Origin of the sequence: Mycobacterium adipatum (assembly GCF_001644575.1) — a bacterium.
In the GTDB taxonomy this organism is placed as follows: domain Bacteria; phylum Actinomycetota; class Actinomycetes; order Mycobacteriales; family Mycobacteriaceae; genus Mycobacterium; species Mycobacterium adipatum.
This window is the reverse complement of the sequence record NZ_CP015596.1, coordinates 3381132-3397500: the sequence shown is the minus strand read 5'-3', so window position 1 is coordinate 3397500 and position 16369 is coordinate 3381132. Positions and strand designations below refer to the sequence as shown.

Below are 16369 nucleotides of genomic sequence, written 5' to 3'. Positions count from 1 at the left end.
AAGCGACGCTACCGAGGCACGGTGACATCGCGAACTGTTACTCGCCTGCGAGAGCTCGACCGAACGCGACCGCGAACTCTCTCTGTCGCCCAGACGAAGGGAAGGGGATCCGCACCTGGCTGACCGGAAGGCCTGCGGCGGCCAACGCGGGATATGCCACGCGGAACACATCGGCCTTGATCAGGATGATGCGTTCGGGTTCCAGCTCGGCAACCCGGTCAAGGAGCGCGGGCACGTAGGGCGACAGGTCGGACCCGTCCACGGGATCGGGCTTGAGGTCGATCAGGAAGATGCCGCGGTCGCGCAGCTGCGCCAGCACGGATGCCTTGTTGGTCCGGGTCAGCTCTACGTGGGGCAGGATTGCCCGCGCGACCGCCCGAAACAGCCAGTCGTGCTGCGCTACGTCGAGAAAGTAGAAGTAGCGGTCGTCGGCGTCAGGTGGAGCTTGGGCCACCAGCAGAAGCCGAACCCTGCTGGGCTGGTACTGCTTGGCGGCCTCTGCACGACGTCGGCGCACCTCGGCAGGACCGGTGTCGTCTTGCTGGGTCTGCGGCGGTGACGCCACGGCGACGGGTTGGCCATACCCTCGCGAGCGACTGGCCGGACCATGAGCGCGGCACCACTGGCGCCCGGGCTTCGTAGGCGGGTGCAGACCGTCGCGGTAGCAGGGACTGTGGTCGAAGTTCGGTCGGGATGTTGGGTGTTGCATGACTCCAATACTGCTGGTGGTCCTCTTTTGGTAGGCGAGCGCTCCTTGGGACGTGAGGACGACGTATACGTCACTGATGCAGATCTTCGTCGGCGAAGCGCCCGGCAGGTACGAGCAAGGCAACCTCGCGTCCCTGCCGGGTGATCACGAAAGTCCGCCCTTGTTCGGCTTCAGTGATGAACCGGCTGAAATGTCGGCGTAGTTCGGTGATGCTGATGCGCGGAAGCAAGGGATCGATCAACGTTCGGCACCAGGATCGGCGACGGCACCGAACATCTCGATCCAACTTTCGAGCTGAGCGGCGGACTCGGTGAGGACGAGCGCGAGAGCCCGCGCGTTCTCAATGGTGAGTCCAGAATCAGGGTGGAACTCGAGGTAGATGTGGGGAACGTCGGCAGCAGTCTCAAAGCTGCCGTCTTCGACCTGAATCGCGCTGATACGGACTCCAGCCGTGCATCCGGCGGGGAACCGGTCGGGTGTGTAGACGACGCGGGATGCGATGCCTTGGTCCAACTCCCATTCACTGCAGAGCGATCCGATTGGGGTAGGGGGCTCCTCACAGCTTCGGCTTGACATTGCCACCATCGTCCTCTCTGTACCGCTGGGACTCAGTCATCGGTTGCTCGGTGCGACTTCGACTTCATCTGGGGGAGTGTCTAGTTCGCCTAGTATTGCCTGCCGGAAGTGGTCCGATGCGCCGCTCGGGGATAAGTCGGGAAAGATGCTTCTGAGTCGAATGTGCGAGCTTGCAACGATTTTCGCGGCCGATGACCTACCCTCTTTCGCGAAGTCGTGCCGTAGCGAGATGATGAGGTCTGTTAGCGCTACCGCGCTCGGGTACCAGGCGGCGACCTGTCGGGCAATCGTTGGTGGTGCGTCATCGGGGATATCGAGCCGTTCCCTGCGACGCTGGATACTAGGTGCTCGGGATACGGCCGGCCAGTGTGACCACTGAGTAAAACAGCGGATGGCGGCAAAGAAGCAGCTATACACGGGGCCGCGGCCCCATCGTCGGATGAGTTGAAGGTGTTCGCGGTGTGCGTCTGAGACGTCGACACAGTTGCGTACTGAAAACTGTTCCTGAACAGGAAATCTGAGTGCAGAACTGCCTGTCCACTGCTGGTGCGCGGTGCAGATCACTTGTTCATGGCTAGCGAAGACAGTCACAACTTCCGTTCGGCCGTGAGTCTTGGCGGCGGCGCAGTGTGTGCATGCCGATCGGGTGCTCGCCCGTTTGGAGACGTGGCCGACCAGGTGCGGCCATCGCTCAACTGCCTGCGGGGTTCGCAGTTCTGGGAGTGCCGCGACCAGCCCGCGCTCTGTGAAACCGGTTAACTCGACGAGGTCTGCAACGAAGTGGCGATGCCGGGCGAGTCGAGGCAACCAGCCGGGTCGCAAAAGATTCTGATCCGTGAGCCGTCGGAGGTAGCTTTTCAGCGTCTCAGATTTCATCGGCGACAGCGGTACCGGTAGTCGCCGTTGGCTGTGACGGATTCCCACTGGGGGCGTCAGTGGTAATTCGGAACGGGATGGCATTAGCGGGCCACCCCCGGGTCCACGTCGTCGATCGCAATCGAGTCGAGGAGGTCTAACGTGATCGCTTCGGTACCGAAGTCGATGGCGTCGGTAGCGGCATCGATAATCAGATCGCTTAAGGATGCGATGGAGCCGCCGGTGCGGTGGTAGAGGTAGTCCGCATGCCGTTCGAGCATTCCGTGTTCATGCAGGGGGAGGGGAAGAATGCGTTCGAAGGATGCGACGAGCTGCAACCACTCCTTATGGTCGGCGTCATTCGACAGTGAGTAGTTGCTCAGGTTGATGGGCCGGGTACGTTTGCGCCACTGCTCTCCGTTCTCGCCGCTGAACAGGGGAGCGGTCTCCAATGAAATTCCTGCAAAGAGCATTGTTGCATCGAGGTTTTCGGCGAAGGTCTTGATGTTGTCGGCGACTTCGGCTCCTGCTGCGCGATCGGTGTTGAGGCGTTGGACGTCATCGAGGATGACGAACTTGGTGCCGAGGCTCTTCAGCAGTCGCGCCAGGTCCACGAGTCGCTCGTCGGCATTGCTACCTCGCAGCTCGCGTGCACCGACGAAGTCGGCGAGGCGCACCCAGAGTTTGTTCGTCGTTGTCGCCGTGGCGATGGTGGTGTAGACGACGGGAAGGAAGGACAGATCGTTCTCCCTGCCGCAAGTCCGTCGTATTTCTGCGTCCAGTCGCTTGCCGGCGGCCATCACATCGGTGGTTTTGCCGGTCCTGGGTTCCCCGGATACTCGGATACCGGGCCTGGCCACGAACTTCTTGGCTCGTGATCGGCGAAGCAGTCGCCGTGCGTGGTTGAGGATGCGGGTGAGATCCCGGGTGGGAAACACGCGTTCCTCGTTCAGGTAGTCGATGCGGCGTTCGTTATACGCCGACCGCTCGACGGTGCCGAGAGCCTTGATCTCGTCCGCACTCAACGAGGGGCGCTGCGAGTCCGGGGTGGGCTCGTAGGTGCAGTACTCGCGCCACTCTTCGCGGGTTGTCGGTGATGCCAAGGTTCACCACCCTTCCGACAGACGCATCGGACGCATGGGCTCAACGGGTCCGAGCGTAGGCTGAACAACCGGCGGTGTCGGAGTGTCGTCGCTTCGTCCGGGCGCAACGACCTCAGCGGGAGGGCCGCCGCTGAGCTCTTGTCGCGCGAGGTTGGCGCGCCCGGCCGACGCTTCGGCACGGGAAAGCGGTCGAGGTTTCGGTTCCGATGGGCCGCCGAGCAATTGACGATGAATCTGCTCCGCGCGCCTGAGCACTTCTTTGTCGGTTGGTTTCTTACTCATGTCCCGACGGATCGCTTTGACCATGTCGATTCCGAATGGAATGGTCGCATAGTCGGCGAGAACCCAGCGGCACTCGATCCAGCCATTGTCTTCGACTTTGCGCTGACCCTCTGAGTCGAAGACTAGGGATTCGTCTCGCACCCAGATTTGCATCAGGTTGGTGGGGTCGTAGCGCACCTCCCACTTGCCATTCTGTTTGGAATTCAACGATTTCGTTCGTCGCATCTGGTGAAAGCGTGGCGAGTCGGAGTTGTACACGAGGTTCTCCAAGTTGACGCCATAGCGATTGATACGACGAAACTCGTGTGGTTTCAGCGAGATCCAATCGTCGCGTGTCATCGTCCGTACTGGAGTTGGTGTCATCTCCGACATCGCTCGATACATGGCATTGGGAGAGAGCTGCATCCGAGGGGCCGCTGTCAGGTGAAGCCCCGAGTGGGGACGGTTCTGATACACCGTGATGACCCATTCGTCGAGCAGCGCCTGGAGTACAAACAGCGGCCACACAGTATCCTTCTCCGGGTTTCGGCCCCGGTGGCTGACCGAGCGTCCCTTGTATCCCGGAATCCATCGGACAAAGTCGTCGCCGATGGTCTTGAGCAAGCGTTCGATATGAGGCTTGGCGGTGGGCTGGTGCGGAGGTGCGACCCGAGGGTGCACTCCCCGAAGTTCCGTTGCTCGTTCGAAGACCGGTGAGACGAAGATCTTGCCACGGTCAACTACGACACCCCGCACATCGATGATGGGTTTGTTTTCGAGTGCCCTATCGAGATCGATCTGGGGGGATAGCTTGTCCGACAGGTAACTTCGTGCGACGGTCATATTCTCAATCCAGCCTGGCAACATCTGTTGCGGGATACAGGAGTTGGCCCAGAGTTCGATAGCGTCCACAGTTTTGCAGGCGTTCGGGCGGAGAATTGCCGCGGTGATGCTCAGTGTTGCGACGTCGATGCCGGCAGCCAAATCGATGCGGCATGGTTGACCATCGGGCAGTAAGGCCATTGCGTCCAGTGGTGTTGAGTCGAGCTGCACTTCTTCGCCTGGATACAACGCGACAATCTTCGAGAACGCTCGGTTGGGGCTGTTCGCGTGACTGCGGCGCGACGTCGCGTCACCGGTGGTGTGCTCACCGCGGTCAAGTGCGGCGAGTAGGGCGTACAACGATGACCTGCACGGCACCGGCACGTTGTCGTCACGAAGGCGGCGCTCTGCGATTTCGAGGATCTGCTTCTTGGTAGGCGTCGACTTGTCTACGTAGTGCGCTTTCACCATCTCCAGGACGACGATCACACGCTCGTGCACCCCGGACAGACGGACATGACCCGGCATACCCCGCTGATCGATACATCCGAGCAGGCCCGCATTGTTGAAGCGTTGCCACTTGCGCCACATGGTGGTCATGGAGACCGGCCGCCCTAGGGTTCGTAGCTCGGATATTTTATCCGAAAGTCGTTCTTGTACAGTCACTATCGGGGCACCCGAAATGGCTTGTCCTTGAGCCGGCTGTTCGATGGCGTGTTTGATGCCGGAGAGGTGCTCATACCAGAACTGGGCATCTCGTCGCTGTTCGTCGGTGGCGAGGTCGAGCAGCCTCTGATCGGCGATACTTGGTCCAGAGGCGTCGGGACCGACGAAGGAGTCGTCGCAGAGCAACATCGCTACCGGCAAGGTCAGGTCGCTGCCGTCATCGAGACATTTGAGTCGAAGGGCCAGTCCGTCGCTGTCGCGGATATGCCAGCTCTGGCCACGGAGTTCGATGATGTCGCCGATATGCAGTTCGATCATGAGGTGATCACCGTGGTCCAGGTCAGCGGGCGGGCCAGGTCGACGTGAATCTCTCGGTTCCAGATCATGTGGTACGTGCTGCAGATGAGATGGTTCTCGTCGAGTTCAGCACCGTCCGAGGCGTTGTCGATCAGCTGGCCGAACTGCACGCCGTTGCGCCCCGATCGCTTCACGCAGATCGCGATAGCGGATCGTGCTTCTGCTGACGGCGCGAACCGCGGATGGTGGTAGGCGCATAGCAGACGTAGGTTGCGTTCTGCAGTCTTGTCTATCGTAGTGAATTCCTCGTACTCCCAGTCCAACTCGCGACATACATCGCGCGTGCGTTGATGCTGGAGCCGATCCTTCTCGCGGAGACGATCTGCCGGCTTGACGTCGACAACGAGAGCCGATCCGTCGCGTCTTCGGATGAAAAAGTCCGGGGCGTGCCGGTGGTGCGTCTGGCCCTTCGGCCACAGCAGCCAAAACGGATTGGAGCTGACCGCGATTGCCTCGCCCCGAAAGTCGACCGTCATCAGGGCAGTCATCTCGAACCGCGACTCAAAGCTGACATGGCCTTGTGAACGCGAGAACCAGTACTTGCCTTGATGGGAACGGCGACCCCGGTAAGCCGGGAAACTCCGGATAGGCCTGCATAGCTCAAATGACACACGCGAAACCTCAGGTGTGAGACGGGTCCGCACCCGCTGCCCGGTCTTCGGATCTTGATAAAGCACCATCGTGTAGGGCGCGTCATTGACGGGCAGTGGCCCTTCCGACGGGACCGGCGGCGGGGTCACTGCCGTCTCCACCAACCATCGGGGCCTGCAGCCCGCGATGGGGTCGGAGGCCAGGATGCAAAGCAGGGGTTGACATCGTGCCGGAAGCGCGCTGAAATAAGCATGTCTCCCTCTCAAGGGTGAAGTAGGCAATTAGCGGCCAAGTGCCGCACCGAAGAAGCCGGGATTCCAGCCCGGCTTTTTCAGCGTCTGGGGAATCTTGATGCCCCGTCAGCGGAAAACATTTGAGTCGCTTGTGCGGTGCCACCTCCTCGTTGACCTGGACGTTCGACTGCCTCCGATAGGCGCACTCATCGAGCCCCGTGCGTTTATGCGCAGGCTGAAGGGCCTGCCTCCTCACCGGAATTGGCAACGTCAGTTGAGCACAAAGTGACAGAATCGCACAAGGGTTGCAGCAACTACCACTTTGACCAGCTTTGCCGAGATGAGCCGAACTATCCCGCAATCTTTCGTGGGTTGATTGCAAACGCCGATGGCTGCTGGAACCCAGGAACCTGGAGAATAGGCCTGTCTGTATTCCACTGCTAGACACTAAATTAACGCGTTTAGCAAGGTAGAAGCCTTTTGACCCGCGTCCCAGCGTCAGCGTGTAGTTGGCCGACGCGGGTCCGTGTGTTGCCTATAGGCAACACCTGTGAGCTGGACCTTCCAGCAAATTGCTGTTAACTGATTGCCTTGCAAGGGGTTAACATAAAATCGACTTGGCACTCCGGAGTTTGCTGATAGATCCGCGGCCGACTGCATCGAAGACGCCGCCATACCGACCGTGGCACCACACTCGCAGCGTCAGGGTCTCCGAATCTGTGCCTCTGGTTCTCGCCCGAGGCCTGTCGGTGCGCCGCGCTATCTTGATCCGATGCGCTGGTTTGCCCGCCCTGATAATCGCTCGCTGGAGCTGAGGGTCGCCCCGCGGCTCGCATCGTGGAACAAGGCTGACGATCCAGATCAGATCCGATTGCAGGAGTACCTCGACGATACGGAGGCTTTGATCGCTGGCGCACGGATCAGGGGCCCGTGGGCGCTGCGCCTCGACGTCGGTTTACCGAGTTCACAAACCTGCTCGATGCCAGCGACCTGGATAACTACGCGTATCCGCTCGCGTCGCGCCTGCGCGATGTCGACTTGGTGTCGGTGTGGTGCACGAAGCGCAATGATGAACAGTCGTCTGTGCGGATCTGTGCCGCCCGAGAAGTTCCTGCACCCACAGCCGCTGGTGTGATCGTCGCGACCACTGCAGCTTCTTCCTCGAGCGTCGCCTACAAGGAGGCTATCCACGCCGCCGTCTCTGGCGCTGCGGTGCTACCGGATGGACCAGTTCGACTCGAACTATCCTTCGTGGTCGGTCCACGCCGCAATTGGCTCAACCTCTGGAAGCAGACGATCGACGCGCTCGACCCCCTGCTGGGTCGTACCCGGCCAGATCGGGCATGGCATCCCCGCGACGGCCGAATCACCGAGCTCGGCCTGCACTGCACCGTGGACCAGTACGCCGGCAACAAGGTCGCGGTGGGCATCTACGCATCGGCCGAATCCGCGAGTGTTACCGAGGACAGTTTGCTCGACGTCCCACAAAGTCCGGTTGACGAGTTCATCGACGTCGTGCCAGCCGATGCACTCGCCGGAGTGGATCACCACACCCGCGCACACGAGTTCCGGGACGACGACGCTGGCTATCTGGCCTGGCTGGCCGCCAACCCGGAAGGCTTCGTCGTGAACATCGCCCGTAACTACAGCGTGTCTACCGCGCGGGTGCATCACGCCACGTGCCGCACCATCAGCGGTCAGAATCCGCACAACGGACCGTGGACTGGTGCCTACGTCAAGGTGTGCGCCATTCATTCGGCGGACGCCGAAGAGTGGGCCGCAAACACCGTGCGTAAGCCCATCCCGTCGTGCGGAACTTGCCGGCCCTGATACGTGTGACCGCTGCGGGGCGCAAGCGGGCTCATCTGAGCTCGTCGATCTGGGACGCAGAACGACCCCGTGCGGCCAGTCGCTCGAATCTTTTTGATGCGCCATTGAACTCGGACGCAAGCTGGGCGTAGCCAGCATCCAGGATTTGTTCGTGCATAGCCTCTGCGCCCACCCGAAGCAGAGTCCGCAGTACAGCGGCATCCGAGCTGATGTCGCCCGAGGCATAGTCATTGTGGTGTGCCCACTGTCGCAGGACCTCGAAAGCTGGCGAGCCCCGATGGAGGAAGGGAGCTAGCATCGCCTCGTCCGCATCGCGGAGAATCAGGCTCACTCGCTTACTCATTGCGGAGTCTTTCTAAGTCGTTGGGGCACATGGATCGCTTCGTTCTCAGCTCGTCCCATCGTCCTCCCGTTGTTCGGTCAGTAGGGAGTAGAGCTGATTCTGCGCTGCCGCACTTCGTGTTTCAATCCCCGCCGCCGTGACGTAGCGCTGCGATGTCGTCATCGACTCGTGCCCAAGGAGTTTCATCAGTGTGTAGACGCTGACATTCGAGGTCGCGAGCTCAGTTGCATAGGTGTGACGAAGGCCGTGCACCAGGGCGCCGGGTACGGGGCGCGCGTCCGGCCCTGCCCGTTTAAACGCGCGCTTGATACGTGACTGTAGGGTGCCACGCGTCATTCGTTCACCGTCTCGACCGACGAATAGCGGTACGGAAGCCGGCCAGCCCGACAATGGCGTACTCTTCGGCGACGATGTGCGCTTCTTGCCCTGAGGAAACCGTCCGGCACGACTATCCATATACGTACCGATCACCTCCAGCAGGGCTGATTCGATGGGGACGTTGCGTTCCTTGCCGCCTTTGCCTTTCACATTAATCACCGCGGAGCCATCGTCGAGCGTCCGTATGTCACCGACGTCGACCAGGCGGAGTTCTTCGGCCCGCAGTCCGGCGAGGAGTGCAGTGAGAATGACTGCGAGATCTCTTTCTTTCCAGTCTGTTCGGCGAGTATCGGACTCCTGCGTGACGGCAGACAGCAGGGCTTCAACCGCTGTTCGGGGGAGGGCTTTCGGCATCGGCCTCTTCAACTTCGGTCGTGCAACGAGCTGCATGGGGTTGGCCGCCAACAGTTCGTTCGTATAGAGGAAGGTGCACAACATATTCCACGTTGACCAGCAGCGTCGGATGGAAGCCGCCTCGTGGTCGGCTGCAAACGCCGCGAACGCTGTACGCATCGAATCGCGAGTTATGTCAGCTGGACTGAGACGGGCCGGCTCACCACCGGTAAGCAGATTGGCAATGGCGACGAAGTCGCGGCGATAGGCCTTCATCGTGTGCGCCGAGGGTTTACTTGCCTGCCGGTGATCCAAGAACTGCTGGAACCACTGGGGGATCTCCTCGACGGCCTGCGCGACGGCAGCAGCTTCGACAACGCCTTCGGTGACGGAGTAGCCGGGATCGGTCTCGTGCGGCACACGGTCAGCCTCGCAGATAAAAGATGGATAATCAACGTTATCCATATTATTGGGTGTCACGCGTCTCCAGCCTGCGCAAACAGGGGGCGCTGCATCACCTGCATAACGTCACTGTGACGAATTGCATGGTTGGCGCTGGACCTCGACAGCGCGGAGTGTCCGCCGCTGTCAGATAGTTCTGGACTGTCGACTGTCCCGTCCGGCGCTGTCAGATAGTCATGGATTCAGACTCAGCGGCATGGCCACGCCGGCCGAAGATCCGCAGGTGCATGGGCAGGGACCTGGGCGGTGTCACTGTCAGATAGTTCTGGAACGGAGGGCGAGAAATCGGACAGCTACCAGGTTTTCCCGGATTACTCCCAACTAGTTCCGGATCGGACAGCCGCATGGCATAACCGGTTCCAGCCGGTCACCAGCGTTACCGTTTCGCCGATAATCTACATTATGTCAACTCAAGTACGCCGTTTTCATCAGATGAATCATCCCCGCACCGGTCGACTCTATCGGCCGCGCTGTCGCCCGTCGGCCCCGATCGGGTGAAAAGTCCTGGCTGGCCGCAGGTTTGGGCGCATTGCAGCGGGCGGCCACGACGCCGGCCTCGGCCCGGTGCCTCGACACGTTGCTGCGGGCCTCCTTGAAGCGATGGATCTACCGGCGGCGATGTGGTAATGATTCATTAGATGATTCAATGATGCATCAGACGAGACAGCTTGGAGGCCGGTTTGCCTGTCGATAAGAGCGGTCGCGTGTTCCTCGTGGGCTCGGTTCCTCTGCTGCATCCTGAGGTCCAGACGGTCGACGAGATGCTCGATGGTTGGCGCAACCAGCAACTGTGCCGCAACCTGGCACATGACACGATCGATGCCCGGATCGCCACGGTCCGCCGCTTCATCGCGCACAGTAACGAGTTCCCGTGGTCGTGGACACCGGGTATCGTCGAGGAGTTTTTCGCCGATTTGCGCGGCATTAAGGGCCGTCGGCAGTCCACGGTCCGCGGCTACCAGAATGCGCTGCGGTTGTTCTGCTCCTACATCGCTGACCCGGACTACGGGTGGGACCGCGTGTGCGAACAGCGGTTTGGTACGCATCCGGCGCAGGTGTTTTTCGCGTGGAACACCGCCACACATGTCCAGGACAACGAGCAGTCCCCCGAGAAGCGTCCGTTCACGAAGCAGGAGCTGCAGGACTTTCTCGACCACGCCGATGATCAGGTCACGCTGATCGCCAACTCAAACAAGAAGGGCTGGCTGCCGGCCTACCGCGATTCGGTGATGTTCAAGGTCGCCTACTCCTACGGGTTGCGGTTCAATGAGCTGAGGCATCTGCAGACTGTCGACTTCTCCCGCAACCCGCACGCCGCGGAGTTCGGCCGCTACGGGGCGGTCAAGGTCCGCTACGGCAAGGCGAAGAAAGGCTCACCGCCGAAACGCCGGACCGTGCTGACGGTCTTCGATTGGACACCGGAGATCCTTGCTGACTGGCTGGCCCACGGCCAGCCCTATATCGACGACAGCATCGATCTGTTCCCCAGCGAGCGGGGCTCGCTGGTCGCCGAGAACACGCTGCTGCGCCGGTTCCGGCGCTACTGCAACGATCTCGGGCTGACCGACGGCCTGGATCTGCATTCGTTTCGCCGCTCCTACATCACCCACCTCATCGAGGACGGCTGGGACGCCAAGTTCGTCCAGGACCAGGCCGGCCACGAATTCGCCAGCACCACATCGCTCTACACCGGTGTCGCCAGCGACTTTCGGACTCGGACCGTGCGCCGCGTGCTCGACCAGACCATCAAGGACGCGCTCTCGCTGGGAGAGGAAACCTCATGAAACGCGAAGTCGACTACAGCTGGCGGCTGGCCGAGCTCATGGCCGCCCACGGGATGCACAACAGCACTGACCTGATCCCCCGTCTCGCCGAGCGCGGAATACAGCTTTCCCGCCCGCAGGTCTACCGGGTCGTTCATCAACGGCCCGAACGTGTCTCGCTGCAGCTGATGGCGGCGTTGTGTGACATTCTGGGCTGCGGTGTGGAGGATCTGGTGACGGTGACCGCCACCGACGCGCGTCGCAGAAAGACCGCCTCAGGAACCACCATCGCGCCGCCCAATGTCGTCGAACTCAACAAGTCCGTGCGGCCCCGGCGTGCCCGGGTCATCAGCGATGACGATTGAGCCAAATCCCCGCTCGACACGACGTGGACGGCCCCCGGTTACCGATGGTGACCAAGAATGCAGCAGGTGCCGGCGCATGGCCAACAAGCTGCGGGTGTACTGGCCGGGTGATCGGCTGTGCCACAGCTGCTTCTACAGTGCGATGCGCACCCATGGCATCTGCCCGATCTGCGGTCACGATGGCGTCCTGCCGGGGCGCGCGAATCACACCGACCCGCGTCCGGTCTGCCTGACCTGCGCCGGTATCCCCGGCAAGTTCACCTGCCGGACATGCGGACATGAAGGCGAGATCTACCGCGCCGGGGACTGCGCTCGATGTGCCTTGCGTGACGACCTCTGCCGGATCCTGCTGCACCACCCCGCCGACCCGGCCGCCATGGAGACCCTCATCGAGGTGCTGTGTGGCGTGGACCGGCCCGAGAGCATCCTGGCCTGGAAACGCAGCCTGCAGGTCCTGCAGCTACTCGGCGGAATCACCTCCGGCGCAATACCTCTCACCCATGACGGGCTCACCGCAGCAGGCCGCGGCAAGCACATCAGCCACCTGCGGTCGATCCTGGAGCACCATGGACTGCTCCCCCCGCGCGACGAACACCTCGCACGTTTCGAAGGATGGTTGAGCGCCAAACTGGACGCCATCGGCTCACCGGCGATCCGCGGGCCGGTCGAACAGTTCGCCACCTGGCACCACCTACGCCGACTCCGCAGCCAGTCCAAGCCCGGTCAAGGCACCGACGGCCCGAAACGATCGGCGAAACAGGAGATCACCGAGACGATCAAATTCTTGACCTGGCTCGAGGACACCCACGGCCGCACCGCCGCCGAATGCACACAGCACGATGTCGACGCCTACCTCACCTCCGGGCCGACCACTCGCCACCTGATCCGGACCTTCTTCATCTGGGCCAAGAGCAGCAGGGGCAACACCGGTGTCCAGATCGGGTTCCGGCAGGCCAGAACAACACCCACGATCACCCAAGAACAGCGCCTGGGCTGGCTCAAGGAACTGCTCACCGGCGACGCCGAAAGCCTTCCCTATCGCGTCGCCGGCGTCCTGCTGCTGCTCTACGCGCAACCGCTCTCCAAGATCGCAGCCCTGCAGGCTACCGCGATCGCCCGAGTCGACGGCGAGACCCGCATCGCCCTGGGCAAAGAACCCATCCCGGTGCCCGAACCATTTGCCTCACAACTGAACTACCACCTTCACCACCGGCCCAACCTGCGCACCGCAGGCGGAGCCATCGGCACTGCCTGGCTGTTCCCCAGCAGCCGACCCGGCCAGCACCTCGACCCGCAATCGATCATGCACCGGCTCCGATGGCTGGGCATCAATCTGCTGGGCTCACGCAACACCGCACTACAGGAACTCGCCTCTGAGATACCCGCCCCTCTGGTCGCCGACGTGCTCGGCTACAGCGACCAAGTCACCCAGAAACACGCTGCGGAAGCCGGCAATACATGGGCTGCCTACGCTTCCCCAGCTCTTCATCGGAGCAGTCGCCCGGGGCAACAGAGCGCCGTAGACGCCCCAGGCACCGACGCCGGAGACCAATTGGCCTTGGATCTCATCGTGGAGGAGAACAGCGACGAACTTGACTCTCCAGCCGGCCCAATTCAAGCTCACTTCGATCAAGCCCCGGAGCAAGCTGACGACAACTCCGAAGATTCGTCATGACCTGGCCTGCACGACGTCGATTGCGGCCGTGTAGGGGCGCCCCGCCGACTGGGTGAACTGGTACAACACCGACCGGCTCATGCACCGCCTGGGCCGCATCCCACCGGTCGAATACGAGACGCTCTACTACGCTAGGAACACAGCCCAATCCGAGGCTGCGCACCAATAAACCGGTGTGCATCAAACCCGGGGCGATTCAGCATCCGCTGCACCAAGGGGTGAAAGCCCGACCGTGGACATCATGGTGCCCCGGGCCTGACAAGATCACAGAGACGGCAGCCACAAGAACTACGGACCAATTGAAGCGAGCGGCGGGAGCACCGGGAACTCAGCGGACGCGCACCGCACTCGGCAAAGAACCCATTCCGGTCCCCGAGCCCTTAGCTTCGCAACTGAACTTTGACGCGAGCGGGTATTCGTGCCGGTGACCGACGTGTCCGTTCTCATCTGAGCTGACGCAGCCGACGTGCGGTGTGTCAGCTCAGATGAGATGACCGTTCCGAGGTGAGTGTCACTTCACTTGACGTAAGTGCCGCGTGCAGCCTGTGTGTGCTTACTGGCGCGCCATGGCGATCCGAATCGCTTCCTCCGGCGACACCTTGTGGTCTTCGGATTGGGCGGCGTCGGCGATCGCGATCTGGATCCCCTTGACGCGGCCGGTGAAGGCGTTGCCGCGCGGGCCATAGTCCTGCGAAACCGGTGCGCCGGTGTCCTCGCCGACATCGCAGCCGTCGTCGGCGGAGAAGATCATCGCCAGGGTGGCACCGACTTCGCCTTCGCCGACCTTGGTGCCGTCGGTGTAGAGGGTCACCGTGCCGCCTTTACCGAGTCCGCCGCCGGCGTAGGCGAACTCCATGCGCACCTGGTGAGCGCCCGCGGGCAACGGGTCGGTGGCCTCGACGTAGAAGTGCTGTACGCCGCCGAGGTTGTAGCAGTATTTGAGCTTGCCGTCCTTGGCGTACAGGCTCCAGCCGCCGATGTTGGCGCCTTGGGCGATGATCACGCCTTCGGCGCCGGTCTCGGGTACCTCGATCTCGGCGGTCACGGCATGGGACTTGTTCTTGATGTTCACGACACAGTTCTCCGACAGTCGCCCCATGCCGCCGAAGAGAAGCTGGGTGTTGCCCCTGACGAGCACCGGCCGCCCTGCGGCATCGGGGTTCATTCGCTTGGCGAGGTCGTCGTCCATCGGCAGCACGTTGTAGCGCGTCGCCTCGATCAGCCACAGCCGCTGCAGTTCGTGCAGCTTGTCTGGCATCTGTTTGGACAGGTCTTTGGCCTGGGTCCAGTCTTGGGTGGTGTCGTAGAGCTCCCACACGTCGTCGTCGAAGGCGGGGGTTTGTTCGCCGATGAGCAGCCACGGCGTCTTGTGGCGGGTCACCGCGGTCCAGCCTTTGTGGTAGATGCCGCGGTTGCCGAACATCTCGAAGTACTGCGTCTCATGCCGGTCCCGGGCCTGCGCCTCGTTGAACGAGTAGAGCATGCTGACGCCCTCGATGGGGTGCTGTTGCACACCGTTGACGAACAGCGGTTCGGGTAGCCCGGCGGCTTCCAGAATCGTGGGCGCGACATCGATGACGTGATGGAACTGCCACCGCATCTCGCCTCGGCTGCGGATGTTCGCGGGCCAGTGCACGATGGTGCCGTTGCGGGTGCCGCCCCAGTGCGAGGCGACCTGTTTGGTCCACTGATAGGGGGTGTCCATGGCGTGCGCCCAGCCGACGGCGTAGTGGTTGTAGGACTGCGGGCCGCCGAGCTGGTCGAGCCGGGCCATTAGGAACTCCGGTGTTTCGATGGCCGCCATCCCGTTAAAGTTCAGCATCTCGTTGAACGTGCCGTTGAGGGTGCCTTCGGCCGAGGCGCCGTTGTCGCCGATGATGTAGTAGACCAGGGTGTCGTCGAGGACACCGAGCCGGTCGATGGCTTCGATGAGCCGGCCGACGTGGTGGTCGGTGTATTCGAGGAAGCCGGCGTAGACCTCCATCTGGCGGCGCAGCACGGGTTTGAGTTCCTCGGGCATGTCGTCCCACGCCGGGATCTCGGTGTGCCGCGCGGTGAGCTGGGCGTCCGGCGGGATCACTCCCAGCTGGATCTGCCGGGCAAATGTCTCCTCCCGTAACCGATCCCAGCCGTCGTCGAACTTGCCTGCGTACTTGTCGGCCCATTCGGTGGGCACATGGTGCGGCGCGTGGGTGGCGCCGGGAGCGAAGTAGGTGAAGAACGGCTTGTCGGCGGCGAGCGCCTTCTGCTGCCCGATCCAGGCGATGGCCTTGTCGGTCATATCGGCCATGAAGTGGTAGCCCTGGTCGGGTGTCCGATCCACCTCGACCGGGGTGGTGCCCTCATATAGGGTCGGGTACCACTGGTTGGCCTCGCCGCCGATGAAGCCGTAGAAGTATTCGAAACCGCCCCCGCCGGTGGGCCAGGCGTCGAATGGGCCGACTGCGCTGGTTTCCCACACCGGCACTTCATGGCATTTGCCGAACTGTGCGGTGCTGTAGCCGTTGAGCTTGAGCGTGCGCGCCAGCGGCGACATGGTGTTGGGCAGGATCGAGCTGTATCCCGGGGCGCCGGTGGCGATTTCGGTGATGCCGCCCATGCCGGCGGAGTGGTGGTTACGTCCGGTCAACAGGGCCTGGCGGGTCGGCGAGCACAGGGCGGTGGTGTGAAACCGGTTGTATTTCAGCCCGCCGGCCGCCAGCCGTTCCGCGACCGGGGTCTGGCACGGCCCACCGAACGCGCTCGAGGCACCAAAGCCCACATCATCGAGCAGAATCAGGAGCACATTCGGGGCCCCCTTGGGCGGACGCAGCGGCGTGATCGGCGGGGACGAGGTATCCGGATCCTTCGCATCGTAGGTGATCAGACCCGTCCTCGAGGGGCTCGGAATCGGCAGATGAGTTCTGGCATAAGGCATTTCGTCGGCCATGGCAGATACCTCTCATTCGTGACGCAGCTGTACGCGATGTACATTTCCCTACACGCTACTGAGCTGCCTCCGGGGCGTATTCGGAAGGCCTCAGCAGCGCAAGATCAGAATGCACTCC

12 protein-coding genes are annotated in these 16369 nt (G+C 62.1%); 4 read left to right on the top strand and 8 right to left on the bottom strand.

Annotated features, from left to right (window positions below):
* Positions 1-37: 37 nt before the first annotated feature.
* The 6 genes from A7U43_RS16190 to A7U43_RS16170 all read right to left on the bottom strand — a co-directional run bounded on the left by A7U43_RS16190 (position 38) and on the right by A7U43_RS16170 (position 6029).
* On the bottom strand, positions 38-565 hold the full coding sequence (locus A7U43_RS16190) for a hypothetical protein (RefSeq protein ID WP_024445221.1): 528 nt from the start codon (positions 563-565) through the stop codon (positions 38-40).
* A gap of 214 nt (positions 566-779) precedes the next feature.
* The gene (locus tag A7U43_RS29190; RefSeq protein ID WP_197499858.1) at positions 780-950 is read right to left on the bottom strand and encodes a type II toxin-antitoxin system Phd/YefM family antitoxin; all 171 of its coding nucleotides are present in this window, start codon (positions 948-950) and stop codon (positions 780-782) included.
* Positions 947-1222 (bottom strand): hypothetical protein, encoded by a 276-nt coding sequence (locus tag A7U43_RS30100; protein WP_024445222.1) that lies wholly within the window; start codon positions 1220-1222, stop codon positions 947-949. The genes A7U43_RS29190 and A7U43_RS30100 overlap by 4 nt, the downstream gene beginning before the upstream one ends.
* Before the next feature lie 1022 nt (positions 1223-2244).
* Complete coding sequence (locus A7U43_RS16180; RefSeq protein WP_197499857.1) at positions 2245-3165, bottom strand: TniB family NTP-binding protein; 921 nt, start codon at positions 3163-3165, stop codon at positions 2245-2247.
* Between the two features lie 81 nt (positions 3166-3246).
* Positions 3247-5310, bottom strand: coding sequence for a Mu transposase C-terminal domain-containing protein (locus A7U43_RS16175; RefSeq protein WP_067997218.1), 2064 nt, complete (start codon positions 5308-5310; stop codon positions 3247-3249).
* Positions 5307-6029, bottom strand: a complete 723-nt coding sequence (locus A7U43_RS16170) for a TnsA-like heteromeric transposase endonuclease subunit (protein WP_082902164.1) — start codon at positions 6027-6029, stop codon at positions 5307-5309. Before A7U43_RS16170 ends, A7U43_RS16175 begins: the two co-directional genes overlap by 4 nt.
* A gap of 1074 nt (positions 6030-7103) precedes the next feature.
* On the opposite strand from A7U43_RS16170, the gene A7U43_RS30095 reads away from it, so the two are divergent.
* Complete coding sequence (locus A7U43_RS30095) at positions 7104-8003, top strand: hypothetical protein (protein WP_197499856.1); 900 nt, start codon at positions 7104-7106, stop codon at positions 8001-8003.
* 388 nt (positions 8004-8391) lie between these two features.
* Here the strand turns inward: A7U43_RS30095 and A7U43_RS16155 are convergent, their stop codons facing one another.
* Positions 8392-9522 carry a tyrosine-type recombinase/integrase gene (locus A7U43_RS16155; RefSeq protein ID WP_082902162.1) on the bottom strand — a complete coding sequence of 377 codons (1131 nt, stop codon included), beginning with the start codon at positions 9520-9522 and terminating at the stop codon, positions 8392-8394.
* A 677-nt stretch (positions 9523-10199) separates the two neighbouring features.
* Here A7U43_RS16155 and A7U43_RS16150 point away from each other — a divergent pair.
* The 3 genes from A7U43_RS16150 to A7U43_RS16140 all read left to right on the top strand — a co-directional run bounded on the left by A7U43_RS16150 (position 10200) and on the right by A7U43_RS16140 (position 13322).
* A complete protein-coding gene (locus A7U43_RS16150) occupies positions 10200-11303 on the top strand; it encodes a tyrosine-type recombinase/integrase (protein ID WP_231963334.1) in 1104 nt (367 codons plus the stop codon).
* On the top strand, positions 11300-11647 hold the full coding sequence (locus tag A7U43_RS16145) for a helix-turn-helix domain-containing protein (protein ID WP_067997206.1): 348 nt from the start codon (positions 11300-11302) through the stop codon (positions 11645-11647). The genes A7U43_RS16150 and A7U43_RS16145 overlap by 4 nt, the downstream gene beginning before the upstream one ends.
* 76 nt (positions 11648-11723) lie before the next feature.
* Positions 11724-13322 carry a hypothetical protein gene (locus A7U43_RS16140; protein ID WP_231963333.1) on the top strand — a complete coding sequence of 533 codons (1599 nt, stop codon included), beginning with the start codon at positions 11724-11726 and terminating at the stop codon, positions 13320-13322.
* 553 nt (positions 13323-13875) lie between these two features.
* Here A7U43_RS16140 and A7U43_RS16130 read toward each other — a convergent pair.
* A complete protein-coding gene (locus A7U43_RS16130; RefSeq protein ID WP_082902430.1) occupies positions 13876-16239 on the bottom strand; it encodes an arylsulfatase in 2364 nt (787 codons plus the stop codon).
* Positions 16240-16369: the final 130 nt, after the last annotated feature.

What these genes read in the sequence shown, in the direction of transcription:
- A7U43_RS16140 (WP_231963333.1), top strand. Translation starts at nt 11,724, where the DNA reads ATGGCCAACAAGCTGCGGGTGTACTGGCCGGGTGATCGGCTGTGCCAC.
- A7U43_RS16175 (WP_067997218.1), bottom strand. Translation starts at nt 5,310, where the DNA reads ATGATCGAACTGCATATCGGCGACATCATCGAACTCCGTGGCCAGAGC.
- A7U43_RS16145 (WP_067997206.1), top strand. Translation starts at nt 11,300, where the DNA reads ATGAAACGCGAAGTCGACTACAGCTGGCGGCTGGCCGAGCTCATGGCC.
- A7U43_RS16170 (WP_082902164.1), bottom strand. Translation starts at nt 6,029, where the DNA reads ATGGTGCTTTATCAAGATCCGAAGACCGGGCAGCGGGTGCGGACCCGT.
- A7U43_RS16155 (WP_082902162.1), bottom strand. Translation starts at nt 9,522, where the DNA reads ATGGATAACGTTGATTATCCATCTTTTATCTGCGAGGCTGACCGTGTG.
- A7U43_RS16130 (WP_082902430.1), bottom strand. Translation starts at nt 16,239, where the DNA reads ATGCCTTATGCCAGAACTCATCTGCCGATTCCGAGCCCCTCGAGGACG.